The 25,909-nt window shown below is 65.5% G+C and carries 20 protein-coding genes and 2 pseudogenes; 11 read left to right on the top strand and 11 right to left on the bottom strand.

The window, feature by feature from the left end; translation table 11 throughout:
- Positions 1–154: 154 nt before the first annotated feature.
- On the bottom strand, positions 155–943 hold the full coding sequence (locus JJB99_RS27545) for a thermonuclease family protein (protein WP_200495401.1): 789 nt from the start codon (positions 941–943) through the stop codon (positions 155–157).
- Positions 944–1,143: 200 nt separating this feature from the next.
- On the opposite strand from JJB99_RS27545, the pseudogene JJB99_RS27540 reads away from it, so the two are divergent.
- The 4 genes and pseudogenes from JJB99_RS27540 (at position 1,144) to JJB99_RS27525 (ending at position 6,278) form a co-directional block, all read left to right on the top strand.
- Positions 1,144–2,741 (top strand): annotated as a pseudogene (locus JJB99_RS27540) (GMC family oxidoreductase).
- Between the two features lie 198 nt (positions 2,742–2,939).
- Entirely contained in the window at positions 2,940–3,389 is a 450-nt protein-coding gene (locus tag JJB99_RS27535) for a hypothetical protein (RefSeq protein WP_200495400.1), read from the top strand.
- A gap of 91 nt (positions 3,390–3,480) precedes the next feature.
- Complete coding sequence (locus tag JJB99_RS27530; protein WP_200495399.1) at positions 3,481–4,500, top strand: S1C family serine protease; 1,020 nt, start codon at positions 3,481–3,483, stop codon at positions 4,498–4,500.
- Positions 4,501–4,555: 55 nt separating this feature from the next.
- Positions 4,556–6,278, top strand: a pseudogene (locus JJB99_RS27525) (FAD-dependent oxidoreductase).
- A 139-nt stretch (positions 6,279–6,417) separates the two neighbouring features.
- Here JJB99_RS27525 and JJB99_RS27520 read toward each other — a convergent pair.
- On the bottom strand, positions 6,418–9,894 hold the full coding sequence (locus JJB99_RS27520) for an indolepyruvate ferredoxin oxidoreductase family protein (RefSeq protein ID WP_200495398.1): 3,477 nt from the start codon (positions 9,892–9,894) through the stop codon (positions 6,418–6,420).
- Positions 9,895–10,058: 164 nt separating this feature from the next.
- On the opposite strand from JJB99_RS27520, the gene JJB99_RS27515 reads away from it, so the two are divergent.
- Positions 10,059–11,012 carry a hypothetical protein gene (locus JJB99_RS27515; RefSeq protein ID WP_200495397.1) on the top strand — a complete coding sequence of 318 codons (954 nt, stop codon included), beginning with the start codon at positions 10,059–10,061 and terminating at the stop codon, positions 11,010–11,012.
- A 319-nt stretch (positions 11,013–11,331) separates the two neighbouring features.
- Complete coding sequence (locus tag JJB99_RS27510) at positions 11,332–12,030, top strand: cysteine hydrolase family protein (RefSeq protein ID WP_200495396.1); 699 nt, start codon at positions 11,332–11,334, stop codon at positions 12,028–12,030.
- 31 nt (positions 12,031–12,061) lie between these two features.
- Here JJB99_RS27510 and soxA read toward each other — a convergent pair whose 3' ends face one another.
- The 7 genes from soxA to JJB99_RS27475 all read right to left on the bottom strand — a co-directional run bounded on the left by soxA (position 12,062) and on the right by JJB99_RS27475 (position 18,240).
- Positions 12,062–12,841 (bottom strand): sulfur oxidation c-type cytochrome SoxA, encoded by a 780-nt coding sequence (gene soxA / locus JJB99_RS27505; protein WP_200495395.1) that lies wholly within the window; start codon positions 12,839–12,841, stop codon positions 12,062–12,064.
- Positions 12,838–13,155, bottom strand: a complete 318-nt coding sequence (gene soxZ / locus JJB99_RS27500; RefSeq protein WP_200495394.1) for a thiosulfate oxidation carrier complex protein SoxZ — start codon at positions 13,153–13,155, stop codon at positions 12,838–12,840. The genes soxA and soxZ overlap by 4 nt, the downstream gene beginning before the upstream one ends.
- Complete coding sequence (locus JJB99_RS27495) at positions 13,155–13,622, bottom strand: SoxY-related AACIE arm protein (protein ID WP_200495393.1); 468 nt, start codon at positions 13,620–13,622, stop codon at positions 13,155–13,157. The genes soxZ and JJB99_RS27495 overlap by 1 nt, the downstream gene beginning before the upstream one ends.
- Positions 13,623–13,626: 4 nt before the next feature.
- Positions 13,627–14,043, bottom strand: coding sequence for a sulfur oxidation c-type cytochrome SoxX (soxX, locus tag JJB99_RS27490; protein WP_246775002.1), 417 nt, complete (start codon positions 14,041–14,043; stop codon positions 13,627–13,629).
- A 220-nt stretch (positions 14,044–14,263) separates the two neighbouring features.
- Positions 14,264–15,535 (bottom strand): FCSD flavin-binding domain-containing protein, encoded by a 1,272-nt coding sequence (locus tag JJB99_RS27485; protein ID WP_200495392.1) that lies wholly within the window; start codon positions 15,533–15,535, stop codon positions 14,264–14,266.
- Positions 15,536–15,592: 57 nt separating this feature from the next.
- Positions 15,593–17,779 (bottom strand): xanthine dehydrogenase family protein molybdopterin-binding subunit, encoded by a 2,187-nt coding sequence (locus JJB99_RS27480; protein WP_200495391.1) that lies wholly within the window; start codon positions 17,777–17,779, stop codon positions 15,593–15,595.
- 11 nt (positions 17,780–17,790) lie between these two features.
- Positions 17,791–18,240: a (2Fe-2S)-binding protein gene (locus JJB99_RS27475; protein ID WP_200495390.1), complete on the bottom strand. Its 450-nt coding sequence runs from the start codon at positions 18,238–18,240 to the stop codon at positions 17,791–17,793.
- Between the two features lie 302 nt (positions 18,241–18,542).
- Between JJB99_RS27475 and JJB99_RS27470 the strand changes: the two genes are divergently transcribed.
- Positions 18,543–20,162: a B12-binding domain-containing radical SAM protein gene (locus JJB99_RS27470; RefSeq protein ID WP_200495389.1), complete on the top strand. Its 1,620-nt coding sequence runs from the start codon at positions 18,543–18,545 to the stop codon at positions 20,160–20,162.
- Positions 20,163–20,167: 5 nt separating this feature from the next.
- Here JJB99_RS27470 and JJB99_RS27465 read toward each other — a convergent pair whose 3' ends face one another.
- On the bottom strand, positions 20,168–21,556 hold the full coding sequence (locus JJB99_RS27465) for an MFS transporter (RefSeq protein WP_200495388.1): 1,389 nt from the start codon (positions 21,554–21,556) through the stop codon (positions 20,168–20,170).
- A 170-nt stretch (positions 21,557–21,726) separates the two neighbouring features.
- On the opposite strand from JJB99_RS27465, the gene JJB99_RS27460 reads away from it, so the two are divergent.
- From JJB99_RS27460 to JJB99_RS27445, 4 genes are all read left to right on the top strand, one after another.
- Positions 21,727–22,788 (top strand): isocitrate/isopropylmalate dehydrogenase family protein, encoded by a 1,062-nt coding sequence (locus tag JJB99_RS27460; protein ID WP_200495387.1) that lies wholly within the window; start codon positions 21,727–21,729, stop codon positions 22,786–22,788.
- Positions 22,789–23,202: 414 nt separating this feature from the next.
- Complete coding sequence (locus tag JJB99_RS27455; RefSeq protein ID WP_200495386.1) at positions 23,203–23,361, top strand: hypothetical protein; 159 nt, start codon at positions 23,203–23,205, stop codon at positions 23,359–23,361.
- A gap of 426 nt (positions 23,362–23,787) precedes the next feature.
- Positions 23,788–23,958, top strand: coding sequence for a hypothetical protein (locus JJB99_RS27450; protein WP_200495385.1), 171 nt, complete (start codon positions 23,788–23,790; stop codon positions 23,956–23,958).
- A gap of 163 nt (positions 23,959–24,121) precedes the next feature.
- Complete coding sequence (locus JJB99_RS27445; protein ID WP_200495384.1) at positions 24,122–24,319, top strand: hypothetical protein; 198 nt, start codon at positions 24,122–24,124, stop codon at positions 24,317–24,319.
- An 821-nt stretch (positions 24,320–25,140) separates the two neighbouring features.
- Here JJB99_RS27445 and JJB99_RS27440 read toward each other — a convergent pair.
- Positions 25,141–25,884: an SDR family NAD(P)-dependent oxidoreductase gene (locus JJB99_RS27440; RefSeq protein WP_200500321.1), complete on the bottom strand. Its 744-nt coding sequence runs from the start codon at positions 25,882–25,884 to the stop codon at positions 25,141–25,143.
- Positions 25,885–25,909 lie beyond the last annotated feature (25 nt).

Genomic DNA, 25,909 nt, shown 5'->3' with positions numbered 1-25,909 from the left:
GCCCGAGCAAAGACAATCCGGTGAGGATCATCTGCCAAGGAAGCGCTCGCGCAAGGCGCGTGCGCACGTTTATAAGTGCCGCAACTCTCGATAGAGTTCAATTCCGGATCAATACTGTCTCGGTCTACCACTCACGGCTGCGTGAACCACTTGTTCACTTTGGCCGGCGGCAATTATAGGCCTTGCGGAAGCCGGCCGCTTGGGCGTCGTCCTCTGAGCAGAACCAGCGGTCGGGCTTGGTTGTCGCCGGGTAGCTCGGGCAGCCCCGCAGATGATAGATGCCGATATTGCCAGTGACGCGTGCGCGCACGGCAAGCTTGCCCTTGATGCTGCAGCTCGGCGGCATCGTCAAATCCTCGGGAAACAGCGCGGCGCGGATTTCCTTGTCGCGGTCCGGGCGACAGGCGGCGCCCAGCAGCGCACCGTCCTTTTTCCCGGTGCGGAATTCTTGCGGTGCAACAAAGCAGCCTTTCCAGATCCCGGCCGAGGCGGCCCTGGCCTCGGCTGCCGCCGGCTTGACGTTCGCCTTGATCGGTTCTTGCGCAATGGCAAAGCCGAGCTTGAGCAGTTGCTCGTTCAGGCTGGTCTTGTCGCCCTCCGCGGTGCAGATCGCACGGTGGCGCTTGCCAAAGCGCTTTTCGGGCCCGACGTCGTCACAGCGCACGGGGCGCTTATTGATCAGCTTGGTTAGCTGCTCGCGGGCCTCGACGCCGCAGGTCCAGGGATCAGCGTGGTCGTCGATGCAGACCTGGTCCAGTTCGGGCGCGTCGACGCCGTCGAGCCGATAGGTCACGTCGCCGAGCTGGATGGAATTGCCGTCCCGGACCGTCGCGGCCGCAGTCAGCGCGCCGGCCGGTCCGGCAGTGACCAGAAATCCGGACAGCGCGAAAAACGAAACGAGCGCAAAAGTGCGGGCAACGGCAAAGAAATTTCGGAAGGACATACGGTCTCGCTATCGATTGCTCTGGCGCCTCGTTCCTAGCATCCGGACGGTGCGATACCAATGGTCTGCGCTCGGCGAAGTGCGACATTCCGGCCGCACGCCTTTACTCGGCCGTCGCTCTGATCCTATCGTTTGCGCAGCCTTCCGGACTGCGAAGGCCGAATCGCCCGGGAAGCGGCGAAGGGGAGGAAAGGGTTGCGATGAAAGACCCCGTGGACGTCCTGATCATCGGTGCCGGCGCATCGGGCGCAGCGGTGGCGTGGTCGCTGGCCGAGACCAAGATGCACATCCTCTGCCTGGAGCAGGGCGGCTGGATGAACCCGGCGGAATATCCCAGCACGGGCCGCGACTGGGAGGCCAAGTTCTACGGCGAGTGGTCGTCGAGCCCCAACGTCCGCGGCCGGCCCGAGGACTATCCGATCAACGACGACAATTCGCCCATCAAGGTCGTCAACTACAACGCAGTCGGCGGCTCGACGGTGATGTACACCGCGCACTGGCCGCGGCTGCATCCCTCCGATTTCAAGGTGAAGACGCTCGATGGCGTCGCCGACGACTGGCCGATCGATTACAACGCCCTGACGCCGTTCTTTGAGGAGAACGACCGCATGATGGGGACGTCAGGCCTGTCAGGCGATCCACGCTCGCCGCTGACGCATCCGCCGATGCCGCAGCAGCCGCTCGGCCTGTCCGGCGCGATCATCGGCAAGGCCATGAACAAGCTCGGCTGGCACTGGTGGCCGTCGGACACGACGGTCGCGACCATGGACTATGAGGGCCGGGCGCGCTGCATCAATCTCGGCCATTGCACCCCGGCCTGCGCGCAAGGCGCAAAATCCTCGACCGACATCACCTATTGGCCGCATGCGATCCGCGCCGGCGTCGAGCTGCGTACTCATTGCCGGGTGCGCGAGATCACCACCGACGAGAGCGGCATGGCCTCGGGCGTGGTCTATTACGACAAGGATGGCGTCGAGCAGTTCCAGCCCGCGCATGTCGTCATCATCGCCTGCAACGGGGTCGGCACGCCGCGGCTGCTGCTGAACTCGGCATCGGGCCGCTTCCCGAACGGCCTCGCCAATTCGTCCGGCCTCGTCGGCAAGAATCTGATGTTCCATCCCTATGCGCAGATCTACGGTTATGTGAAGGAGCCGACCGACTCTAACCGTGCGCCGCCGACCTGTCTGTGGAGCAAGGAGTGGTACGACACCGACCTCTCGCGCGGCTTCGTGCGCGCTATGGCGTCCAGTTCGTGCGCGGCGCCGGGCCGGTGTTCGAGGCCGTCGTCAGCGAGCAGAAGGGCATTCTGCCGTGGGGCGAGGATCATCACCGCGTCTTCCGCAAGCTCAACGGCCATCGCCTGGGCTTCTCCGCGATCTGCGAGGACCTGCCGGAGGAGCACAACCAGGTCACGCTCGATCCTGTCATGAAGGACAGCCACGGCATCCCCGCGCCGAAGATCGACTACACCATCAGCGAGAACAGCCGGAAGATGATGGACCATGCGCTCGCGCGCGGCCGCGAGTTTCTCGAGACGGCGGGAGCGACCGACATCTGCGTCAACTCGCCGATCCCCTGGGGCGGCTGGCATCTGCTCGGCACCGCGCGGATGGGCACCGACCCTGAACGCTCCGTGGTCAATGAATGGGGGCGCACACATGACGTGAAGAACCTGTTCATCGTCGACGGCAGCATCTTCGTCACGTCGGGCGGCGTGAACCCGACCTCCACCATCCAGGCCCTCGCGCTCTACATCGCCGACCAGATGAAGCAGCGCCTCGCGAATCTGTTCGACTGAGAATGATGCAGAGCAAAAGGACCTCTGCGTTCGGTGCACCTCTCCCGCTTGCGGGAGAGGTCGGCGCAACGCGCAAGGTGAGGGCTCTCTCCTCTGGGGAAATCCCTTTGTGGAAGGACCCTCTCCCCAATCCTCCCCCGCGAGCGGGGGAGCGAGGGCACCGTCACCTTGGCCGCAATGTTTCGACAAGAGGAAGTCATGCCTGATCAATTCTCCCTCTCGCCACGGCAGCGCGACGACCTCCGCACAATTGCTGCGATGATCATTCCCGCCAGCGATGAATACAACATGCCCGGCGCCGACGATCCCGCGATCCAGGCCGATATGCTGGCGACGCTGGGACGTGACACCAAATTGGTCGCGGCGGCGCTGGACCATCTGGCACGGCTGGCCGGCACGCCGCTGGCGGACCTCGAGCCCGCTGCGCGCGATGCGGTAGCGCAGGAGTTTCGAAGCTCCGGCGGCCCGCCGGCCGCCACGCTCGTTCGCGTCGTCCTGCAATGCTACTACCGCGACGACCGCGTGCTGCGCTCGCTCGGGCTCGAGCTGCGCGCGCCGTTCCCCAAGGGCCATGTCCTCCCGGACGGCGATTGGTCGCTGCTCGATCCGGTCAAGGCGAGAGGCGGGACGCTGCGGCGTGCGCCCTAGCCATCTGGGCAGTCCAGCCCTGCATCCCAGACGGATCCCTTGCGCCGGCAGGAGCAGACCACCATCTGTGTGAGCCTCAAGGACTCTTGCCATGCTGGATTTCACTTCAGATATCGTCGATGACGTCGCGTCATCGCGAACGCAGCCGGCTGTCCCGGTCGATGACCGGGCGCTGCTCGACGCTTATTCCAATGCCGTGATCGACGTCACCGGCCGCGTCGGACCTGCGGTCGTGCGCGTCGAGACCGGGCCGAAGCTGCCGAACGGCCGCGAGCGCGGCGGCCTCGGCTCCGGCATCGTGATCTCGCCGGATGGGCTCGTGCTCACCAACAGCCATGTGGTCGGCGCGGCCAGGGAGATCCGGCTGCGCGATGTCGAAGGCCATGTCGGCGACGCCCGGGTGCTCGGCGTCGATCCCGACACGGATCTGGCGCTGCTGCGCGCCAATGGCGCGCGCGATCTGCCTTATGCGGCGCTCGGCAATTCCAAAACCTTGCGGCGCGGCCAGCTCGTGATCGCGATCGGCAATCCGCTAGGCTTCGAATCGACCGTCACGGCCGGCGTGGTCTCGGCGCTCGGACGCTCGATCCGCTCGGTCAGCGGCCGGACCATCGAGGACGTGATCCAGACCGATGCCGCGCTCAACCCCGGCAATTCCGGCGGGCCGCTGGTGTCGTCGAATGCCGAGGTGATCGGCATCAACACCGCCATCATCAATGGTGCGCAAGGCATCTGCTTTGCTGTCGCCAGCAACACCGCGCAATTCGTGCTGTCAGAGATCATCCGTCACGGCTATGTCCGCCGCGCCTATATCGGCGTTGCCGGGCAGACCGCGCCGGTGCCGCGGCGGCACGCGGTGCTGGCCGGCGTCGAGAACAACATGGGCGCGCTGCTGATGCAGATCGAGCCGGATGGACCTGCGGCGAAGGCGGGCCTGTTGCCCGGCGACGTCGTGATCAGGCTCGACGGCGTCGATATCAACGGCGTCGATGATCTGATCCGGGTGCTCGACCGCGACCGGATCGGCCGGCGCCTCGCCATGGACGTGCTGCGGCTCGGCCGCCTGCGGGCGATCGATATCGACCCGATCGAGCGCAAGCCCACCCGCTAGCTGCGGGACGGCGGGCGGGGTATGACGGTGTCATGCCTCATCAGGACCTTGCCGCATGATGCCGGCGCACGAGACCTACGACGTCATTGTCATCGGCGCCGGTGCCGGTGGCATGACAGCAGCAGCCGTCGCCGCAGCCGAAGGCCTGCGCGTGCTGGTGATCGAGAAGACCGGCTTCGTCGGCGGCACCACGGCGTGGTCCGGCGGCATGGTCTGGATTCCCGCCAATGCCAAGATGAAAGAGGCCGGGCTCTCCGACACCATCACGGATGCCGCCCGCTATCTGTCGAGCACGGTGCCCGAGCCTGCCAATGCCGGTCTGCGCGCCGCCTTCCTTGCCCGAGGGCCGGAGGCGATCGCCTGGCTCGAAGCCAACACTGAACTGCGGCTCCAGCCGGTGAAGGTCTATCCGGACTATTATCCGGAGCGGCTGGGCGCGACATCAGGCGGGCGTGTGCTGGAGCCGGTCGCGTTCGATGCCACGCGGCTGGGCAGAAGCTTTGCGCGATTGCGGCCGCCGCTACCGGAGTTCACGCTGTTCGGCGGGATGATGGTCAATCGCCTCGACATCCCGCATCTGCGACGGGTCGGAAAGTCGCTGCGTTCGACCCTGCGCGCGGCCCGCCTGGTTTCCCAATACGCCTTGCAGCGGCTGCGCAGCCCGCGCGGCACGACGCTGCATCTCGGCAATGCGCTCGCGGCGCGGCTCTATGCCTCGCTGCTGGCGCGGCAGGCCGAAATCCTGTTCAGCGCTCACGTCGAGGATTTATCGATGCAAGGCGAACGGGTCGCGGGCGTCGTCCTCCGCCACGGCGCCCGCAACCGCGAGATCTCCGCGCGCCGTGGCGTGGTGCTGGCAACGGGCGGCTTCTCGCATGACGCGGCTTTGCGCAAACGCTTCTTTCCACCGGCCGCAGGATTTGTCTCGGCGACCAATGCATCGAGCACGGGCGACGGGCTTCGGCTCGCCGCCACGGCCGGTGCCGCACTCAACACGGAGGCGACGAGCCCGGCCTATTGGGTGCCGGCCTCGCTGTTCCGCCGCGCCGACGGTAGCCGCGGTATCTTCCCGCATACGGTGACCGACCGCGCCAAGCCCGGCGTGATCGCAGTCAACGCCGCCGGCCGTCGCTTCGTCAACGAGGCGCTGTCCTACCACGAGTTCGTGCTTGCGATGCTGCGATGCCCATGGCGAGCCGGACCGGCCATTCTACTTGATCTGCGATCGCGCGTTCTTATGGGCTTACGGCCTCGGCCGCATCAAGCCGTTCACGCGCAGTGTCCGGCGCTATGTGGCGAGCGGCGAGTTGATCGAGGCTCCCGATATCGCGCAGTTGGCGGCAAAGCTCGGCATCAAACCTTCGGTGCTTTCGGCGACGATTGCGAGCTACAACGAAGGCGCGAAGGAGGGCCGCGATCCCGAATTCGGCCGCGGCAGCACCATCTACCAGCGGCACCTCGGCGACGCCGCCCACAAGCCCAACCCGTGCGTTGCGCCAATCCTCCACGCGCCGTTCCTTGCGATGCGCATCTATCCGGCAGATCTCGGCACCGCGATCGGCCTGAAGGTCGATGCCCAGGCCCGCGTGCTGCGCGACGACGGCACGCCGATCGCGGGCCTCTATGCCTGCGGCAACGACATGGGCTCGATCATGAACGGCAATTATCCGGGGCCGGGGATCACACTGGGGCCGGCGCTGACATTCGGCTACATCGCAGGACGGCATCTGGCGGAGGGGACGGTGGCAGGGGCGAGCGCCGCGACTACGTCAGTCTAGCCATCGCCATCGCCGTCATGCCCCCGGCTTGACCGGGGCACCCAGACTCCGCGGCTTCTCGGCTCAATCACACCCGTCTCGGCGTACTGGATCGCCCGGTCAAGCCGGGCGATGACACCGAGTGTGGTGGCGGATTGCCTTACTCCGCCGCCGCCGCAAAGCGGCTGTTCTCGAGCTCGGCCTCCAGCCGCGCCTTCTCGGCGGCCGCCAGCTTGACGTTGGCCCCCTTGACGTGGCCGAAGCCTCGGATCGTTTCCGGCACGCGCGCAAGCCTCACCAGCAGCGGAATCTGCTCCGCCGTCAGCCCGGTCATCCGCTGATCGATCATGTCAAGGTAATCCGCGACCAGCTTCCGCTCGGTCCGGCGCTCCTCGGTGCGGCCGAACGGATCGAACGCGCCGCCGCGCAGGAACTTCAGCTTGGCGAGCACGCGGAAGGCGTGGATCATCCAGCCGCCGAACTCCTGCTTCTGAAGCCGTCCCGTCGTCTTGTCTCGCTTCGCGAAGATCGGCGGTGCCAGGTGATACTTCAGCGTGAAGTCGCCGTCGAACTTCTCGGACACTTTCTTTGCAAAGCTGCCGTCGGTGTAGAGCCGCGCGACCTCGTATTCGTCCTTGTAGGACATCAGCTTGAACAGATTTTTCGCCGCCGCCTCGGTCAGCTCAGTGGATGCAGGTGAGGCGGCGGCTTCCGCCTTGCGCACCTTGGCAACGGCCGCGAGATAGCGGTCCGCATAGGCCTGGTCTTGATAACTGGTCAGAAACTCCGCCCGGGTCGCGATGACGTCGTCGAGCGACTTTGTCGACGCCGACGCCCGGCTCTTGAACTGGAGCACGCTGCGCACCCGCGACATGTCGTGGGCGGCGAGGCGGCCCCAGGTGAAGGCGAGCTTGTTCATCTCGATTGCGGCGCCGTTGATCTCGATGGCGCGGAGCAGCGCCTCCAGCGATAGCGGGATCGCGCCTTTCTGGAACGCGAAGCCGAGCATGAAGGGATTGGTCGCGATGCTGTCGCCCATCAGCGCGGCGGCCATGCCGGTGGCGTCGATGATGTCGAGGTTCTTGTCGCCGACGGCGTCACGCAGCACGGTCTGCATCGTGCCCATCTCGAAATCGAGATCCGGATTCTGCACGAAGCTTGCGGTCGGCTGCAGGTCGGCGTTGACATAGGCCTTGGTCACGCCACGCTCGGCGCGGCTGAGCGCGGTGGGGCCGGCCGAGACGATCATGTCGCAGCCGAGGATGACGTCGGCGCCGCCGGTGGTGATGCGGACGGCAGAAATATCCTCCGGCTTCGGCGCGATGCGGACGTGGCTCATCACCGCGCCATTCTTCTGCGACAGGCCGGTGAAATCCAGCGCCGAGCAGCCGCGGCCGTCGACGTGGGCGGCCATGCCGAGCAGGGCGCCGATGGTGATCACGCCGGTGCCGCCGATACCGGTGACGAGAATGTTGTAGGGGCCATCCAGCTCACGCGCCGGCGGCAGCGGCAGGTCGGCGAACAATTGGCCGGAATCCACCGCCGAGGTCTTCATGCGCTTGAGGGTGCCGCCATGCACGGTGACGAAGCTCGGGCAAAACCCCTCGACGCAGGAAAAGTCCTTGTTGCAGTTCGACTGGTCGATCTGGCGCTTGCGGCCGAACTCGGTCTCCAGCGGCTGCACCGAGACGCAGTTGGAAGCCTGCGAGCAATCGCCGCAGCCTTCGCAGACCAGATCGTTGATGAAGGCGCGCTTGGCGGGATCGGGATAGAGCCCGCGCTTGCGGCGGCGGCGCTTTTCCGCGGCGCAGGTCTGGTCGTAGATCACGACGGTGAGGCCCGTGATGTCGCGCAGCTCGCGCTGCACGGCATCGAGCTCGCGGCGGTGATGGATAGTGGCGCCTTGCGGGAAGTAGTTGCTTTCAGGATATTTGCTGGGATCGTCGGAGACGATCGCAAGCCGCTTGACGCCCTCGGCCCAGACCTGATGCGCGATCTGCGCGACGTTGAAGGCGCCTTCAGCCGGCTGGCCGCCAGTCATCGCGACGGCGTCGTTGTAGAGGATCTTGTAGGTGATATTGATGCCCGCCGCCGAAGCGGCGCGCAACGCCAGCAAGCCTGAATGCGTGTAGGTGCCGTCGCCGAGATTCTGGAAGATGTGCTTCTCGGTGGTGAAGGGCGACTGGCCAATCCAGTTCACGCCCTCGGCACCCATATGCGAGATCAGATCGGTGCGGCGTGTCGGCATGCTCAGGGCCATGCCGTGGCAGCCGATGCCGGCCATGGCGCGGCTGCCTTCCGGCACGCGCGTCGAGGAATTGTGTGGGCAGCCCGAGCAGAAGAACGGCGTGCGCGCGAGCTTGATCGGCGCGCTGGTGGTGACGGGATTGTCGAAAGCCTCGAGCCGGGCGAGGCGCTGCTCCAGCACCGGGCTGTGGTGCCCGAGCTTGCGCAAGCGCGCCACCAGCGCGCCCGCGACGATGGTCGGCGTCAGCTCGCCCTCGCTCGGCAGCAGCGGCGCGCCGCGCTCGTCGCGCTTGCCCGTGACGGTCGGGCGCCTCGACGCATCGATGTTGTAGAGGATGCGCATCAGCTGGTCTTCGATGAAGCCGCGCTTCTCCTCGACCACCAGCACGTCCTGAAGGCCTTCGGCGAAACGCCTGGCGCCGCTTTCCTCCAGCGGCCAGGTCAGCGCGACCTTGTAGATGCGAAGGCCGAGGTCCTGTGCGTCCTTGTCGGTGATCCCCAAATCGGCGAGCGCCTGCCGCAGATCGAGATAGGCCTTGCCGGTCGCGACGATGCCGAGTCGTGCCGGCTTGGAATCGAGCACGATGCGATCGAGCTGGTTGGCGCGGGCAAAAGCCTGCACCGCCGCCATCTTCGGGCCGAACAGGCGCTTCTCCGCCTCCAGCGGCGGATCGGGCCAGCGGATGTTGAGGCCGCCGGGCGGCATCTCGAAATCGTCGGGCAGCCTGATCTGGATACGCTCGGGATCGCTGTCAATCGAGGCCGAACTCTCGACGGTCTCGCTGATCGCCTTGAAGCCGACCCAGCAGCCGGAGAAGCGCGACAGCGCGAAGCCGTAGAGGCCGAGATCGAGGTAATCCTGGAGCGTCGCTGGATTGATCACAGGGATCAGCGCGGCCGCGAACACCTGCTCGCTCTGGTGCGCCAGCGTCGAGGATTGGCAGCCATGGTCGTCGCCTGCGAGCGCCAGCACGCCGCCATTGAGCGAAGTGCCGGCCGCGTTGGCGTGCTTGAGCGCGTCGACGGAGCGGTCGACGCCAGGGCCCTTGCCATACCAGATGCCGAACACGCCATCGACCTTGGCGCCGGGAAACAGGCCGACCTGCTGGCTGCCCCAGACTGCGGTCGCCGCGAGATCCTCATTCAGGCCGGGAACGAAGGCGATGTCGTGCTGCTGGAGGTGCGCCTTCGCGCGCCACAGCGCGTGGTCGTACATGCCGAGCGGGGAACCGCGATAGCCGGAGATGAAGCCGCCGGTGTTGAGACCCTGGAGCCGGTCGCGTTCGCGCTGCAACATGGGCAGGCGGACCAGCGCCTGCGTGCCGGACAAGAAGATCCGTTTCGATTCGAGCCGGTATTTGTCATCCAGCTCGACCTGCATCAGCGTCATTTCGGGGGGTCCTCGTGTCTCGTTCGGCGTGGGGTTTGCGCTGCGGGAGGGGTTGCGGCGGCGCGACGCGAATTGTGACAGTCAAAAGCATGGGGCCGCGAAGTCAATATCGCTGGCCGCATCCGTGGCGCTCCTGCTAGTCATGGCTTCCAGTGGAGAGCACCATGGCTGCGAACGCATTCGATACCGAGATCATCGAGACGGCCGAAGCCCTGATCGGCCCGTGGCGCCAGCCGCGCCAGATGCTGCAGGCGCAAACTTACGACGCACATGCGTCGATCCATGACGACGCCACCGCGCAGAAGCTCGGCTTCAAGGGCGGCACCATCGAGGGTCCGACCCATTTCAGCCAGTTCGCACCGCTCGGCGAACGGCTGTGGGGACACGCCTGGTTCGAGACCGGCTGCATCTCCGCGCACTATCGCAGCGTCGGCTACGAGGGCGAGGAGGTGCAGGCGATCCTGTCGAAGCCGCTGCCCGGCACGAGCCAGTGCCAGCTCCGGATGGTGAAGCGCGACGGCACCGAGGTGCTACGCGGCACAGCCTCGGTCGGTGAGCCACACGCCGAGACTGCGCTGGAGAAACGTCTTACGGAGCTCAAGCCGCTTACCGATCCCGTGATCCTGCGCGATGTGAGGGTGGCGCAGACCAGCAAGCGGCAGGCGGTGCGGATGGCGTTTGATCAGAACATGGGCGACCTCTATCCGTTCTCCCTCAGACAGAAGCTCGCCGTCATCACCGAGAATTCGCCTTACTACGCGACCGCCGAGAATCCGTGGCGCAGGCCCGTCATTCCGATGGAGATGCTGAGCGTACTGTTCCAGTACCGCTCCAAGGAGGATCCGCTGCCGGCCAAGGGCCCGGCGGTCGGCCTGTTCGCCGACCAGGAGATCAGGCTGGTGAAGGGCCCGCTCTTCGTCGACGGAGCGTACGACGTCGAGCGCGAGGTGGTCGCGCTCTCCAGCAGCCGCCGCACCGAGAGTGCCTGGGTGAAGACGCGGGTGTTCGACCGAGCAGGCACGATGGTTGCGACGATGTTGCTCAACATGGCGACGCTGAAGGATTCATATGCGCCGTATGAGGAGGAGTATCGGCGGCTGTATGGGGCGGGGCAGTAGTTTCTGCTGTCATTCCGGGTGCCGCGAAGCGCCGAGCCCGGAATCCATTTCGCCTCATGTGTTGCAGCCCGATGGATTCCGGGCTCGCGCTACGCGCGCCCCGGAATGACGGCGGAGAGTGCGTCGTGCCCCGCCCATCCTTTAAGCAAATGCACGTCGCAAGCCGTCGCGCAGCCAATCAGCAGGCGCCGACCTCCGGCGTAACCTTCTGAGCGCACAACGAATTCCCTCGCATCCCACGCCTCTCCGCAATTGTACACAATGGCACGGCGCTTGCAGAACTCCTGACAAAGAGAGTTCTCGCGGGAGCCCCTGAGTTATGTTGAACTCGACCAAGCCGACACTGGGCGTCATCAGCGCCGAGCCCGAGCCGATCACGCTCGACTGGATCTCGACCGCGCTTCTCATCATCGACATGCAGCGCGATTTTCTCGAGCCCGGCGGCTTCGGCGAGACGCTCGGCAATGACGTCAGCCAGCTCGCGCGCGCGGTGAAGCCGATCGGTGCCGTGCTGCAAGCCGCGCGCGCCGCCGGCATGCTGGTGATCCATACCCGCGAAGGACATCTGCCCGATCTCTCCGATGCGCCGCCTGCCAAAATCGAGCGCGGCGCGCCGACCCTTCGCATCGGCGATCCCGGCCCGATGGGGCGCATTCTCATTCGCGGCGAGGCCGGCCACGATATCATTCCCGAGCTCTATCCGCTCGACGGCGAGGTTGTGATCGACAAGCCCGGCAAGGGCGCGTTCTACGCCACCGAGCTGACCGACGTGCTGGAGAAATACGGCATCGAGAACTTGCTGGTGTGCGGCGTCACCACAGAAGTGTGCGTCAACACCACGGTGCGCGAGGCCAATGACCGCGGCTATCGCTGCGTCGTCATCTCGGACGGCTGCGCATCCTACTTCCCCGAGTTTCACGAGATGGGCCTGAAGATGATCAAGGCCCAGGGCGGCATCTTCGGCTGGGTCGCTAGCTCAGCCGCAGTTCTGGCGGCGATGAACGCACTGGACGGTTAGGGAGGCCGAGCGATGCCCCGGCCGCTTTCGTTCAGGGCCGTACGGCCGGCGTCTCCATCGGCAAACCGCGTGCCCGCGACATCAGATAGAGTTCGAGTGCGACCAGCTCGGGCGAGCCGTAATCATAGGCCTGGGCGCGAACGCCGGTCATGCAGCTGCGCAAGCGGCGCTCCAGCGATCCCAGCGTCTGCCATTCCAGACGGTAGAGCGGATAGCCGGTCGGCTGTCCTTGCGTGACCGGCGATCCTGCGAGGCGCTTGTCGAAATTGTCGTCGTGGCAATTGGTGCAGGCGAGGTTGAGCTGGCCCTCGCGCTGCATGAAGAGGTCGCGTCCTTGTTGGACAAACGGCTTGACTTGCGGATCATCACCGGCCGTGATCGGAACGCCGCGCGACTGGTGCGCGACGAAGGCCGACAGCGCCAGGAGGTCGCGGCTCTCGTAAGGCAGCGCCGTCGCCTGCTGATGATTGATGCGGCAGAGGTTGATGCGCTGGTCGAGCGTGACCGGGCGCGCCAGGGCCTTGTCGAAGGCGGGGTAGCGCGCCGCGACGCCTTTCATGCTGCTGCGCGCATCGCCGTGGCAATCGGCGCAGGCCTTGTCGACGCTGCCGGTCTTCTTGCTCCACAGCGCCTCGCCGTCGAGCACGAACAGCATGCCGGGATTGGACGTGTCGTCATCCTGCATGGCGCGGGTATCAGGACCCATGAAGGTATAGCCGGAGCGGCGCGCATCGGGCGGGATTTCACCGGCGAGCAGGGCAGGGACCGTGGCGAGCAGTATCGCCGCCGCTATCGCGCGCCAAAAGTTCATTCGACCGTGATCGATGCCGAGGCGGTGGATGCGTATCCGTTGTCGCCGATCCATTCGAACTCGAACTTGCCGCTATCCTTGGCGACCGTGAAGAAGGAGAGGTATGGATTGGCCGCGATCGCCTGAAACAGGTCGGCGCGAAAGATTTCGGTGCCGTTGTAGCGGCAGGTGAAGCTCGTGATGATGTCGCGCGGCACCAGCGCGCCGTCGGCGGTGTGGCGGAAGCCGGTCTCCATGATGTGCGAGGTCAGCGTGCGGATCTCGATGATGTCGCCGCGTCTGGCCTTCGAGGGAACGTTGATGAGGGCAGCCATCAGTTCATCTCCTCGGTGCAGGCGGCCAGCGTCACGACGACGTCGGCGGCAGCCTGCCAGAACGTGTCATCGGACAGGCGCGCGATCGCGACAACTTTCTGGGTGTCGGCGAGGCGGATCCTCGTCGAGACCTGGGCGCGGCCCGACGAGGGGTTGAGATAGAAATTGCCGATATTCGGCTGCGGGTTCTTCTCGTTGAAGACGTGGATGCTTTTGACGTAATCGTTGGCGGTCAGCGGGCTTGCCACGCTCACCGTCATCGGCACCGTGTTACCGTTCTCGACCAGCGGCGGGATGTCGAGCTTGACCTTGCCGGTGCGCACGGGGGCTTCGCCGACGACATTGCGGATCGCGGCGCTGAGCATCGCCGGCGTTGCCTCGAGCGGCTGCAGCGTGACGATCGGAATCGCCCCGGCGGCTGTCGCGCCTCCGGCAAGGCTCAGGAATTGTCGTCGCGTCGTTGGCATGAACCTAGTCCCGAAGCGTTGCAAGAAAGGCCACGATGTCCTCGATCTCCGCAGCCGACAGGATCGGCTTGCCGGCGAAATTGCGTCCGACTCGCACGAGCCCGTCATTGCGAAAATAGGACGGCATGATGGTGTCCGGGTTGAAGCGGGCCGCATCGACCAGTCGAAGCCGCAACTGGCTCGCCGTCCAGCGGTTCCCGGCACCGGTGAGGTCAGGCGCGAGGTCGCCCTGGAACCGCGTCTCCGGGAAGGGGCCGGAATGGCAGAGGATGCAGGTCGTCGTGCGCGCCAGCACCAGCGCGCGGCCGCGTGCGACATCGCCGGGAGCGCCAGTGAGTGATTGCGGAATGCCGTCGCCAACAATTTTGTAGGGCACGAGCTCATCGGCGCGCGCAGCGCCGGCGAAGACTAGCCTCGCCACGATGAGCGCCGCGATTGCAGGTGTCGCGAGCGATGACCGAAGCTGCCGCGCACTCCTCTTACCTCTCCCGCTTGCGGGAGAGGTCGCCGCGTAGCGGCGGGTGAGGGTTCTTTCCTCTTGGGGATTCTTGTGAGCGGAGACACCCTCTCCCCAACCCTCCCCCGCAGGCGGGGGAGGGGGCGCACCTCGGTCGTGGCGAGAGGCTCGCTCCATCATTGCTCTAGCCAAAGGTGCCCGCCGTGATGGTTTGAAACCAGCGCTCCGCCTCTGCTGCCTCGCGGGCACGCAGCTCGCGCGGAGCATCGACCGGACTGGTTGCGCTGCCCTCGACCTCGGCGAAGATGTCGCCCCTTGGCTCATAGTTGCCGGCGAGCGAAAAACCGTAACCGGGTGCGACGGTATTGTAGCAGACACCCGTCAGCCGCAGCGGTTCCGGCGCGCGGTCTGCGAGCAGGGCGACGATCGCGCTGGCGCAGGCCCTGCCCTGCGCGCTCGCGGCGGAGGCCGATTTGGGGATGCCGCCGCCGAGGCAGGCGTCGCCGATGACATGGATGTTCTTGGCGAGTTTTGACTCGAAGGTGACAGGATCGATCGGGCACCAGCCGGTCGCATCCGCCGCGCCCGCGATCTCGGCAATGCGCCCGGCGCGCTGTGGTGGGATGACATTGGCGACATCGGGCGTGTAGTTGCCGAACTCGGTGATGATAGTTCTCGTCGCGGGATCGACCGAGGTGACGCGGCCGCCTTGCGACAGCGCGATACGCTCGATCATGTCGCCGTATAGTTCCTTCCATGCCATCTCGAACAGCCGCTGCTGCGAAAAATTGTCCTTGGCGTCGAGGACCAGGATCTTCGAGCGCGGCTTCTTCGTCTTCAGGTAGTGCGCGATCAGGCTGGCACGCTCGTAAGGCGCCGGTGGGCAGCGCGAGGGATTGGCCGGAATTGCGATGGCGACGGTGCCGCCGTCTTCCATCGCCTCCAATTGCCGGCGAAGCAGCAGCGTCTGCGCGCCGGCCTTCCAGGCGTGCGGCATCTTTTCCGATGCGGAATCATCATAGCCGGGCAGGGCTTCGAAATGGAAATCGATGCCGGGGGAGAGCACGAGGCGGTCGTAGGGCAGCGCAACGCCATCGGCTGTCATGACCCGGCGCTGTTGCGGCTCGATCGTGGTTACGGCATGGCCGATCACAGTGAGGCCGTCGGCGGTGAGCGCGTCGTAGCCGAACTGCTGCGCCTCGATATCGCGCAGGCCCGCGATCACCTCGTTGCTGAGGGGGCAGGAGGTGAAGACCGCATTGGGCTCGATCAGGATGACTTGCAAGTTGCCCTGCGCGCGCTTCAGCGCGCGGGCGCAGGCCGCGCCGCCGAAACCGCCGCCGACCACGACGATGCGGCCCGCCGATTGCGCGCGCAGGATCGAAGGGACGGCGAACGATGTGGCCGCGGCAGTGATGCCGAGGACGGCATTCCGCCGCGTCACCGGCGCATTCATGATTCTTGTCCGGAAAAATGCTGCGGCGGCCATCGTAGCAGCCGCAGCATGTTGCTTTTAAGCAAAGGTGATGTTCTGGTCGCGCAGCGGGAACGAGCGGATCCGCTTGCCTGTTGCCGCGAAGTACGCATTAAGCACCGCCGGCGCCGCGACGCCGATGGTCGGCTCGCCGACACCGCCCCAGAATCCGCCGCTCGGCACCATCACCGATTCCACCTTCGGCATCTCGTTGATGCGCATCGAATTGTAGGTATCGAAGTTGGTTTGCTCGATCTTGCCGTCCTTGACGGTGCAGCCGCCGTAGAACAGCGCGGAGAGGCCATAGACGAAGGAGCCTGCGATCTGCCGCTCGACCTGCGCCGGATTGACGATGTAGCCGGGATCGGTGGAGGCGACGATACGATGCAGCTTGATCTTGTTGCCGTCGGTCACCGAGATCTCGGCGGCGCCTGCGACGTAGCTGCCATAGCCCATGACTTGCGCAATGCCGCGATAGACGCCCTGCGGCGCCGGCGTGGTCCAGCCGATCTTCTCGGCGACCGCATTGAGGACCGCCAGATGCTTGGGGTGATTGCCCATCAGCTTGCGGCGGAATTCGAGCGGGTCCTCGCCTGCGGCCTGGGCCAGCTCGTCCATGAAGCATTCCATGTAGATCGCATTGTGATTGACGTTGACGCCGCGCCAGAAGCCCGGCGGAACGTGCGGATTGCGCATCGCATGCTCGATCAACAGGTTCGGCACGGAGTAGCCGAACGCGGCCTCGCCGGATTGGGCGACGCCCTGGAATGCGGCGGGGTCCATGCCGTTCTGCAGCGCTTCGGGGCGCAGCGAGAACAGGATCGACTGGCCGGACAGGCGGTAGTGTAGCGCGATCAAGTTGTTGTTTGCGTCGAACGCGCCGGTCATCTTGCACTGGGTGATCGGGTGATACCGCCCGTGCGCCATGTCCTCTTCGCGCGACCACAGCAGCTTGATTGGCGTGCCCGGCATCTGCTTGGCGATCATGACGGCTTGGCGGACATAGTCGGTCTGGCCGCGGCGGCCAAAGCCGCCGCCGAGCATCACCTTGTGCACGTCGCACTTCTCCGCCGGCAGGCCGGAGGCCTCCAGCACGGCTGCGAACGCGGCTTCGCCGTTCTGCGTGCCGCACCAGACCTCGCATTTGTCCGCCGTGTAGAGCGCTGTCGCGTTCATCGGCTCCATGGTGGCGTGGTTCTGGTAGGGATAGCTGTAGACGGCTTCGATCTTCTTCGCCGCGCCGGCGATCGCTGCCTTGGCATCGCCGTTCTTGTTGCCGACATAGGCGGGCTGCGAATCGTCAAGGCCCTCGGCCAGCCACTTCGCAATCGACTCGCTGGAGACCTTGGCATTGTCGCCCTCGTCCCAGACGATCGGCAGTGCGTCCAGCGCGCTCCTGGCGTGCCACCAGGTATCAGCCACGACCGCCACGGCGCTATCGCCGACTTTGACGACCTTCTTGACGCCTTTCATGTCGGCGATCTTGGCGTCGTCATAGCTCTTCAGCTTGCCGCCGAACACCGCGCAGTCCTTGATCGCGGCGTTCAGCATGCCCGGCAGCTTGAGGTCGATGCCATAGACCATCGCGCCGGTGGTCTTGTCGGCGGTGTCGAGCCGCTTCACGCCCTTGCCGATAACCTTCCAGTCCTTCGGATCCTTCAGCTTGACCTCGGTCGGCGGCGTCAGCTTCGCCGCAGCTTCGGCGACCTTGCCGTAAGTCGTGGTCTTACCCGACGGCGCATGGGTGATGACGCCATTGGCGACGGTGCATTCGGAGGCCGGCACTTTCCACTCATTGGCGGCGGCCTCGATCAGCATCACGCGCGCGGTCGCGCCGCCCTTGCGGACATAGTCCTGCGAGGAGCGGATGCCGCGGCTGCCGCCGGTCGAGAAATCGCCCCAGACGCGCTTGCGGGCGACGCTCTGGCCGGGGGTCGGATATTCGGTCGTGACCTTGGTCCAGTCGCATTCGAGCTCCTCGGCGACGAGCTGGGCGAGGCCGGTCAGCGAACCCTGGCCCATCTCGGAGCGGGCGATGCGGATCACGACGGTATCGTCGGGCCTGACCACGACCCAGGCGTTGATCTCGGGCGAGCCGTCGGCCGCGCGCACCACGGCGGGGCCGCCGAAGGGAATGTCAAGGCCGATTGCAAGGCCGGCGCCGACCGCGGCGGTGCCGATGACGAAGGCGCGGCGGTTCATGCTGGGAGAGACGTGCTTGTTCATGTGCCGGCTCCTTACGCGCTTGCGATCGTGTGGATCGCCTCGCGCACCTGCTGGAAGGTGCCGCAGCGGCAGATATTGGTGATGGCCTCGTCGATGTCGGCGTCGGTCGGCTTCGGCTTCTCGTTCAGAAGCGCCGCCACCGCCATGATCATGCCGCTCTGGCAATAGCCGCATTGCGGAACGTCCTGGGCGATCCAGGCTTCCTGCACCTTGTGCAGCGTGGCGCCGGAGGCGAGCCCCTCGATCGTGGTGATCTTCTTGCCCTCGGCCTCGGCGACCGAAATCCCGCAGGAGCGGATGGCGATGCCGTCCATGTGAACCGTGCAGGCGCCGCATTGTGCAATGCCGCAGCCGTATTTGGTGCCGGTCAGCCCGGCATTCTCGCGGATCGCCCAGAGCAGCGGCGTATCGGGCTCGACATCGAGCGTGAAGCTCTTTCCGTTGATTGTTAGGTTTGCCATCGCAAGTCCCCTGATTGGCCCAATCCACCGATTGGACTCAGGGGCGCAATCTGTCCGGCAAATTGGAACTGTTCAAATCAACAGTCTGAGGGTAGGCGGCGAAGATTGTAGCGATCGAGGCAAGTTTTTGGATCGGGCGGTGTTGCGACCGGTCCGGACGTTGCGGTCAACGGGCGCGCCACTCCCTGGGCGCCGCCATGCGGCTTCGCGCGACGGTCCCGGCGGGCGACAGTTTGTCCCAATTGCTGGGATGCAAGACGACGAAGCTTTGCTACACTGCACCCGAGGTCAAAAGGAGTTCCATGAACGTGCTGAGTCCCTGCAACGTGCTGATGCTCTACCCGCTGTTCTCGGCAGAGTCCTTCTGGAGCTTTGGCGAATCCTGCAAAGTGTTGGGCGTCAAGCGCCCTGCCGCCCCTTTGGGCCTGATCACCGTTGCGGCCATGCTGCCCGAGAACTGGACGGTTCGGCTGATCGATTGCAACACGGCGCCGCTCAGCGACGACGATCTCGCCTGGGCCGACGTCGTCTTCACCGGCGGAATGCTGCCGCAGCAGGCTGACACGCTGCGCCTGATCGAGCTCTGCCGCGCAGCAGGCAAGCCGGTGGTCGTCGGGGGACCCGATCCCACCTCAAGCCCCCATATCTATGAGCGAGCCGACTTCCGGGTGCTCGGCGAGGCCGAGAGCGTGATCGAGGAATTCATCGCGGCCTGGGACAGCGGCGCACGCTCCGGCGTCTTCACGGCGCCGAAATTCCAGGCCGACGTCACCAAAACGCCGGTGCCGCGTTTCGACCTGCTCAAGTTCGAGGACTATCTCTATCTCGGCGTGCAGTATTCCCGCGGATGCCCGTTCACCTGCGAGTTTTGCGACATCATCGAGCTTTACGGGCGCGTGCCGCGGACCAAGACGAACGAGCAGATCCTGCTCGAGCTCGATACGCTCTACGGGATGGGCTATCGTGGCCATCTCGACTTCGTCGACGACAATTTCATCGGCAACAAGAAGTCGCTGCGGCTGTTCCTGCCACAGCTCGCCGAATGGCAGCGCGCCCACGGCTATCCATTCGAGTTCTCCACCGAAGCCTCGGTCAATCTCGCCGACGATCCGGAGCTCTTGGAGCTGATGGGCGCGGCCAATTTCTTCGGCATCTTCGTTGGCATCGAAAGCCCGGATCCGGCGACGCTGGTCGCGATGCGGAAGAAGCAGAACACGCGGCGCAACATCGCCGAGAGCATCCACAAGATCTACGCTGCCGGCATTCTGGTGACCGCCGGCTTCATCGTCGGGTTCGACAACGAGAAGGTCTCGATGGCCGAGGCCATGATCGACTTCATCGAGGAGGCGGCGATCCCCGTCAGCATGGTCGGGCTGCTCTATGCCCTGCCGAACACGCAGCTGACGCGCCGCCTGGAGCGCGAAGGCCGCCTCCACCCCGGCCACGATGTGGCGCCGACCATCGGCGCTGATCAGTGCACGGCCGGGATCAACTTCGATCCGGTGCGCCCGCTCCGCGACATCCTGATGGACTACAAGCGGGTGCTGGAGCGGATCTACAGTCCGGCGGCCTATGCGGGACGCATTGACCGCCTGATGACGCTGCTCGACCGCTCGCGCCAGCGCCACGAGCTCGCGGAAGGCGACATCCGCGCAAAAATCGGCGCGATGGAGACCGTGCACAAGGTGGTCACCGCGCTCCCCGAGGCGCGCGGGCCGCTGTGGCAGACCTTCATGAACTGCGCCAAGCGTGACACCTCGTCGGCGCGGATCGCGGTGCAGATGATCGCGGCCTATGCGCATCTCGGGCCGTTCTCGCGCAAGGTGATCGAGGCGATCGACGCGCGCCTCGCCGCGCTCGACGACGAACAGGCCATCCCGGCGCCGGCCGTCGAGGTCGCGGCGGCGCGGCACTTGGCTTAAGCGGCTTACTTCACTGCTAGCCGCAGGAAGCTCATCACACTGCCGAGCGCGGCAAAGCCGGCACCGAGCGCCAGCGCAACCGTCGCGCCGTTGTGTCCGGCCATGACGAAGCAAGCCGCGGCGAGCGCGGCGCCTGTCGTCTGGCCCGTCAGGCGCGCGGTGGCGACGATGCCCGAGGCGCTGCCGCTGCGGTGGGGTGGGGCGCTTCCCATCAACGCCTTCATGTTCGGCGCCTGGAAGAAGCCGAACCCCATGCCGCAGATCATGATCCGCCAGACGATGTCGGGGATGCTTGGGCTCGCCGGCAACAGCGCGAGCAGCGCCATGCCGATGCCCAGCATCACGAGCCCGACGCCGCCCAACAGACCGACCGGATGGCGGTCGGAGAGACGTCCTGCGATCGGCGCCATGATGCCGACCACCAGCGGCCACGGCGTCATGAAAAAGCCGGTCTCGACCTGCGAGCGGCCGAGCACGTCCTCGAAATAGAACGGCAGCGAGACGAAGGCGAGGCCCTGCACGGCGAAGGAGCAGACGGCCGTCGCCGCCGACAGTGCGAACATCGGCCGGCTGAACAGGTCGATCGGCAGCATCGGCGCGGGATGGTCGGCGTGGCGGCGGGTCAGGATGAACCCGAGCGCGATAGCCGCGATCAGCTCCACGCCCACGACAACCGGCGATAGATTGTGCGCGGCGCTGCCGATGCCCGTGATGAAAAGACCGAGGCAGGCGGCGGCGAGGAGGGCGCCGAGAAAGTCGAAGCCGTGGTCGGCGCGCGGCGTCTTCGGCAGCATCGCAAAGCCGATGCCGGTCGCAACCAGGCCGAACGGGATGTTGACGGCGAACAGCCACGGCCACGGGCCGACCGCGAGTATGGCGGAGGCGATCGACGGTCCGAACGTGAAGGCGGTCGCGACCACCAGCGCGTTGTGACCGAAGCCGCGGCCCTGCATCCGGCCGGGATAGACGAAGCGCACCAGCGCCGTGTTGACGCTCATGATGCCGCTGGCTCCCAAACCTTGTAGCGTGCGCGCGACCAGGAGACTGTCGAGCGACCACGCCACCGCGCAGAACAGCGAGGCGAGCGTGAACAGGATCAGGCCGCCGAGATAGATGCGCTGGTGACCGACGATCTCGCCGAGCGCCCCGAGCGGCAGCAGGGTTGCGACCAGCGCGATCTGGTAGACGTTGACCACCCAGACCGACTGCTCCGGCGTAACGTGCAGATCGGCCGCAATGGCGGGCAGCGCGATGTTCGCGATCGCGGTGTCGAGCGAGGCCATCGCCAGCGCGGTGAAGATCGCAGCGATCGCCCAGCGCCGCTGCGTGACCGGCAAGCCGTCGGCAATGGAATGATCTGGCTCGCGCGCGGCGGCAGGTAACGTGATTGTCATTGCGTTCGCGCGCTGCTCCGGCGGCGTGGCCATGGGGACTTTGGCATGTACTACGGCAAAGGCCGCTGCCACAGGTGTATGCATGCATGCTGTGTATGCGCGAAGGTGAGGCGATGCGGCCGCGCGCCGGCGTATGATCGCGTCACGACCGCAATTTCAGGGGGCCGCCCATGCACATCGTCGTTCTGCCCGGTGACGGCATCGGACCGGAGATCACGACCGCGACATCGGGTGTGCTGCGCGCGGCCTCCGAGCGCTTCCAGCTCGATCTGCGGCTGGAGGAGCACGCGGTCGGCCATGCGAGCCTGAAGCTATCAGGCACGACCGTGCGTCCCGAGCTGCTCGATATCGTGCGCGCCGCCGACGGCCTGATCCTCGGCCCGACCGCGACCTTCGACTTCAAGGACGAGGCGCGCGGCGAGATCAATCCGTCCAGGCATTTTCGCAAGAGCCTCGACCTCTACGCCAATGTCAGGCCCGCGCGAACCTATGAGGGGCGGCGCGGCCGGTGTGGGGATTTCGACATCGTCGTGGTGCGCGAGAACACCGAGGGGTTTTACGCCGACCGCAACATGGAAGCGGGCAATGGCGAGATGCTGGTCACGCCTGACGTCGTGATCTCGCTGCGACGGATCACGCGGGCATGTTGCGAGCGCATCGCGCACGCCGCCTGCCGGCTGGCGATGAAACGGCGCAAGCATCTCACCATCGTGCACAAGGCCAATGTGCTCAAGATCGGCGACGGCATGTTCCTCGACATCTGCCGCGCGGCGGCGAAGACCTATCCCGGCCTCTCGGTCGACGACATTCTCGTCGACGCGATGATGGCGCATGTCGTGCGCAACCCCGATCGCTTCGACGTCATCGTCGCCACCAACATGTTCGGCGACATCCTGTCCGATCTCACCGCAGAGCTGTCAGGCAGCCTCGGCCTTGGCGGCTCGCTCAATGTCGGCGACCGCTACGCCATGGCGCAGGCCGCGCACGGCTCGGCGCCTGATATCGCGGGGCAGGACGTCGCCAATCCGGTCTCGCTGATCCTGTCGGCGGCGCTGCTGCTCGCCTGGCACGGCGAGAGGAGCGGCGCGGTCCGTTATGAGGAGGCGGCGCGTGCGATCGAGGGAGCGGTGGCGAAAGCGATCGGCGAAGGCAGGGCGACGCGCGATGTCGGCGGCAGGCTCGGCACGATCGCGGCGGGGGCGGCGATCGCGGAGATCCTGCAGGCGGAGTGAGCTGCGGCTGCGCTTTTTTTTGAGGCTCAAAACAAAAAGTCGAAACAACCCCATGCACAGTAGAAAGGCCCTTGATCGACAAGGGATTTTCGAGTCGCGCCGCGACACCTTGCGTGACCGCCATCACGTTGACGCGTCGGGCAAAACACTGGCAGGATGCGATGCTGGCAACGGTGGCGTTCAGTGGTCCAACGAGGGCGATGGACGAGCCCCGTGCGGCTCTGCCTCCGTAACGCTCCGCCCCTAAAGGTCCTGCCGAAGGCCGTGCAGGCGTCTGCGCGTCAGAGACGATATCGACCGGGATGTCCGGCGGAATTTGGTTGATCCTCTGTAATCTGCATCACACGCAACCGCACCGCGAGACGTTAGATGAAGTCAGGCCTCGCCTTCGCGCGGCCTACTTCGGAGCTGGCGATGATGGCTGCACTGGCACAAGCGATATTCCGTGCGACGCGAACGAAGGTCGATGTCGAAACTCTCAAGCTGCTCGTCATCTTCTCTGGCGCAGGCCTGCTGCTGTCGATCGTGGTCGCGATGATCTGTGGAGAGGCACTGCACGCCGCCTTGATTTGAATCGGACGAGAGCGCTGCTGCTCCGGACGCGAGAACATCGGAGACCGGAAGACGTCGAGCGCTTTGCCGACGGGCTGCGGCGCGCAGGGCTGCCGGACTAGCACTAAGCGGCTTTGCGCCAGACTGTGGTCCATCCTTCGAGACGCCTGCCTGCGGCAGGCCCTCAGGACGAGGTCGCGCTCTGCGGCGAGATACCAGGCTCTCATGGTGAGGAGCCCGCCAATGCGAGTGTCTCGAACCATGCAGGCCCGGCTCATCTGGCACCCTCCCGCGGTCACATGCGATAGTCCTGCGCCCGACGCGACCTCGGCGGTATTGCGCAAGCGGCCGCGGTGCCGTCTTAAGGTTGACTGGTGAGGTTAATATCGTCGTCCGTTTGTCGATCCGCATCGAGCTCGCTATTCCTGTCATCCATCAGGGACGAACATGCTCGATAGAACCGTCACGCAGCAAGCGCCTGTCAGCGTTCATCGCCGGCGAACCAGCGACGTTCTGGTCGCGGTTGCGTTCTTTGGCGCGATAGGCAGCGCGATGATGGCCTGGATCGCCGCGATCGCCTGGCTCAGCTGGCGTTTCCTCGACTGGATGTTGCCTTGACAAGAGCCTGGGATCACCATGAACGATTTTGAAGGCCTGTCCGACCATTTCACCTTCCGTCGCATGATCGCCGCTTCTCCCCCCTTGTCGCCTCTTGGCGGATTGTCGTTCGCTCGCTAGGATCGCCGATATTTGATCCCAAGCTATTTTTCGGATTTTCGAGATGAGCACGCGCTATTTCGAGTTCACCACGAATGCCAAAGGCATGATCATCCTTCCCGGACTTTCCCCGGACGAAACCTTCGAGCTGGAGCAGCTGCTCCATCAGAATGACGATCTTCGAAGCGTACCGGATCGGGTCAGGCTCGATGCGCTGTGCGAAAAACACTGCCGCGCCGCAAAGAGCAGCGTCGCCGGCTGAAGGGATACTTTGCCAGCGGATGTAAGCGCCCGAGGGGCCGGCGCGGCGCTGCGCGCCGTTTCGGAACCTTCCCATTCCAAAGTGGATTGTCCCAGAAACCAGGAGACGATCCATGACGTGCAAACCTTTCATTGTCGCATTCGCTTGTTTTGCGCTGACCTCTGCCGCGCTTGCCCAGGGAGGTGGCGGCGGAGCGGGGGGCGGCGCAGGTGGCGCTTCAGGCAGCGGGTCCGCTGCATCGAGCTCGAGCGGAAGTTCAGGGGCGGCCGGAACGTCCAGCGCAGGAACGCCCGCTGGAACGAACGGCAACACAGCGGCTGCGACCAACCCGAGCAATGCTCCGTTCCAGAATCCGATCGGGCAGGGCACGGCACCCGCAGCTTCGAACGGCAACCAAAGCAACGGCCAGACGTCGACCTCGACGCAGCCGCCGCAATCTCCTGCAAGGACGACGACGCAATCGTCGACGGCCGGCACCGTCTCCGCCGAGCAACGCGCGGCGACACAGGGGTCGAACACCGCTGCCCCTGACAGCGGTGCGGGTGCTGGTGCCGTCGGAGCACCCGGCGTTGGCGTTGGTCACGCGGCGAATGGTCAGCCGATCGGGACGACGGGCTCGGGACCAGGCTCGCCCGAACAACCCATCGGATCGGAGAAGCGGTGAGCAATCACGTCGGCGACAATTCAGCAACTCCGCTGCGGCGGTCAGGGCCATCGCGCGGGCGGCGATCGGCCATATCGCGGCCGCGCCGCCGATAGCGGAGAGCATGATCTTTTCGGAAAACCCCTTCGCACTTCTCCGGATCATGCTTTAGTGCGCGCTAAAACTGATACCTCCGCAAGCCTCCATCCACCGGGATCACCGTCCCCGTGATGTAGCGCGCCACCGGCGAGGCCAAAAACACCGCGAGTGCCGCGAGGTCCTCCGGCTCGCCCCAATAGCCGACCGGAATCTCTTCCTCGGCAAAGCGCTCGCGATAATCCGGCGGATAGTTGCGGCGGATCTGCTCGCTCATGATGCGGCCGGGCGGGATGCAGTTGATGGTGATGCCGTGCTCGCCGATCTCGCGCGACAGGCCCTTGGCCCAGGCGTGCACGGCGGCCTTGGCGGCGAACGCGGCGTTGAGGCCTTCCGGCTCGGACTTGCCGGTGATGTTGACGATGCGGCCCCATTTGCGTTCGATCATCTGTGGCAAGAGCGCATGCGCGATGCGGCGGTAGCTGGTGAAGTTGAGCGCGATCGCCTCGTCCCATTTGCTGTCAGGCGCATCGACCGGCAGCGGGCGGCTGCCGCCGGCATTGTTGATGAGGATGTCGACATGCCCGAGCTCGTTCAAGGCGAACGCCGCGATCTTCTCCGCCGCGTCCTTGGCCATCACGTCCTGCTCGAACGGGGTGATCAGGCCGCCGCCAACTTCCTTCACCAGCTCGGCGAGCAGCTCGGTCCGCCGCGCCACGCCGACGACGCGCACGCCTTCGGCGGCCAGGCCCTTTGCGATGGCGCGGCCGATGCCGATGCTCGCTCCTGTCACGACTGCGGTTTTCGATTTGAGGCCGAGGTCCATGGTCACACGCTCTCTTGCTTGCTTC

Source organism: Bradyrhizobium diazoefficiens, from assembly GCF_016616235.1.
GTDB lineage: Bacteria > Pseudomonadota > Alphaproteobacteria > Rhizobiales > Xanthobacteraceae > Bradyrhizobium > Bradyrhizobium diazoefficiens_H.
Note: the sequence above shows the minus strand (reverse complement) of the source record. Positions and strands in the feature narration are given on the sequence as shown.

Excerpts from the sequence above, each read along its gene's own strand:
- JJB99_RS27445 (WP_200495384.1), top strand. The coding sequence starts at position 24,122 with ATGAGCACGCGCTATTTCGAGTTCACCACGAATGCCAAAGGCATGATC.
- JJB99_RS27450 (WP_200495385.1), top strand. The coding sequence starts at position 23,788 with ATGCTCGATAGAACCGTCACGCAGCAAGCGCCTGTCAGCGTTCATCGC.
- JJB99_RS27515 (WP_200495397.1), top strand. The coding sequence starts at position 10,059 with ATGGCTGCGAACGCATTCGATACCGAGATCATCGAGACGGCCGAAGCC.
- JJB99_RS27455 (WP_200495386.1), top strand. The coding sequence starts at position 23,203 with ATGATGGCTGCACTGGCACAAGCGATATTCCGTGCGACGCGAACGAAG.
- JJB99_RS27470 (WP_200495389.1), top strand. The coding sequence starts at position 18,543 with ATGAACGTGCTGAGTCCCTGCAACGTGCTGATGCTCTACCCGCTGTTC.
- soxA (WP_200495395.1), bottom strand. The coding sequence starts at position 12,841 with ATGAACTTTTGGCGCGCGATAGCGGCGGCGATACTGCTCGCCACGGTC.
- JJB99_RS27465 (WP_200495388.1), bottom strand. The coding sequence starts at position 21,556 with ATGACAATCACGTTACCTGCCGCCGCGCGCGAGCCAGATCATTCCATT.
- soxZ (WP_200495394.1), bottom strand. The coding sequence starts at position 13,155 with ATGGCTGCCCTCATCAACGTTCCCTCGAAGGCCAGACGCGGCGACATC.
- JJB99_RS27520 (WP_200495398.1), bottom strand. The coding sequence starts at position 9,894 with ATGACGCTGATGCAGGTCGAGCTGGATGACAAATACCGGCTCGAATCG.
- JJB99_RS27460 (WP_200495387.1), top strand. The coding sequence starts at position 21,727 with ATGCACATCGTCGTTCTGCCCGGTGACGGCATCGGACCGGAGATCACG.
- JJB99_RS27440 (WP_200500321.1), bottom strand. The coding sequence starts at position 25,884 with ATGGACCTCGGCCTCAAATCGAAAACCGCAGTCGTGACAGGAGCGAGC.
- JJB99_RS27475 (WP_200495390.1), bottom strand. The coding sequence starts at position 18,240 with ATGGCAAACCTAACAATCAACGGAAAGAGCTTCACGCTCGATGTCGAG.
- JJB99_RS27480 (WP_200495391.1), bottom strand. The coding sequence starts at position 17,779 with ATGAACAAGCACGTCTCTCCCAGCATGAACCGCCGCGCCTTCGTCATC.
- JJB99_RS27485 (WP_200495392.1), bottom strand. The coding sequence starts at position 15,535 with ATGAATGCGCCGGTGACGCGGCGGAATGCCGTCCTCGGCATCACTGCC.
- JJB99_RS27535 (WP_200495400.1), top strand. The coding sequence starts at position 2,940 with ATGCCTGATCAATTCTCCCTCTCGCCACGGCAGCGCGACGACCTCCGC.
- JJB99_RS27510 (WP_200495396.1), top strand. The coding sequence starts at position 11,332 with ATGTTGAACTCGACCAAGCCGACACTGGGCGTCATCAGCGCCGAGCCC.
- JJB99_RS27530 (WP_200495399.1), top strand. The coding sequence starts at position 3,481 with ATGCTGGATTTCACTTCAGATATCGTCGATGACGTCGCGTCATCGCGA.
- JJB99_RS27495 (WP_200495393.1), bottom strand. The coding sequence starts at position 13,622 with ATGCCAACGACGCGACGACAATTCCTGAGCCTTGCCGGAGGCGCGACA.
- JJB99_RS27545 (WP_200495401.1), bottom strand. The coding sequence starts at position 943 with ATGTCCTTCCGAAATTTCTTTGCCGTTGCCCGCACTTTTGCGCTCGTT.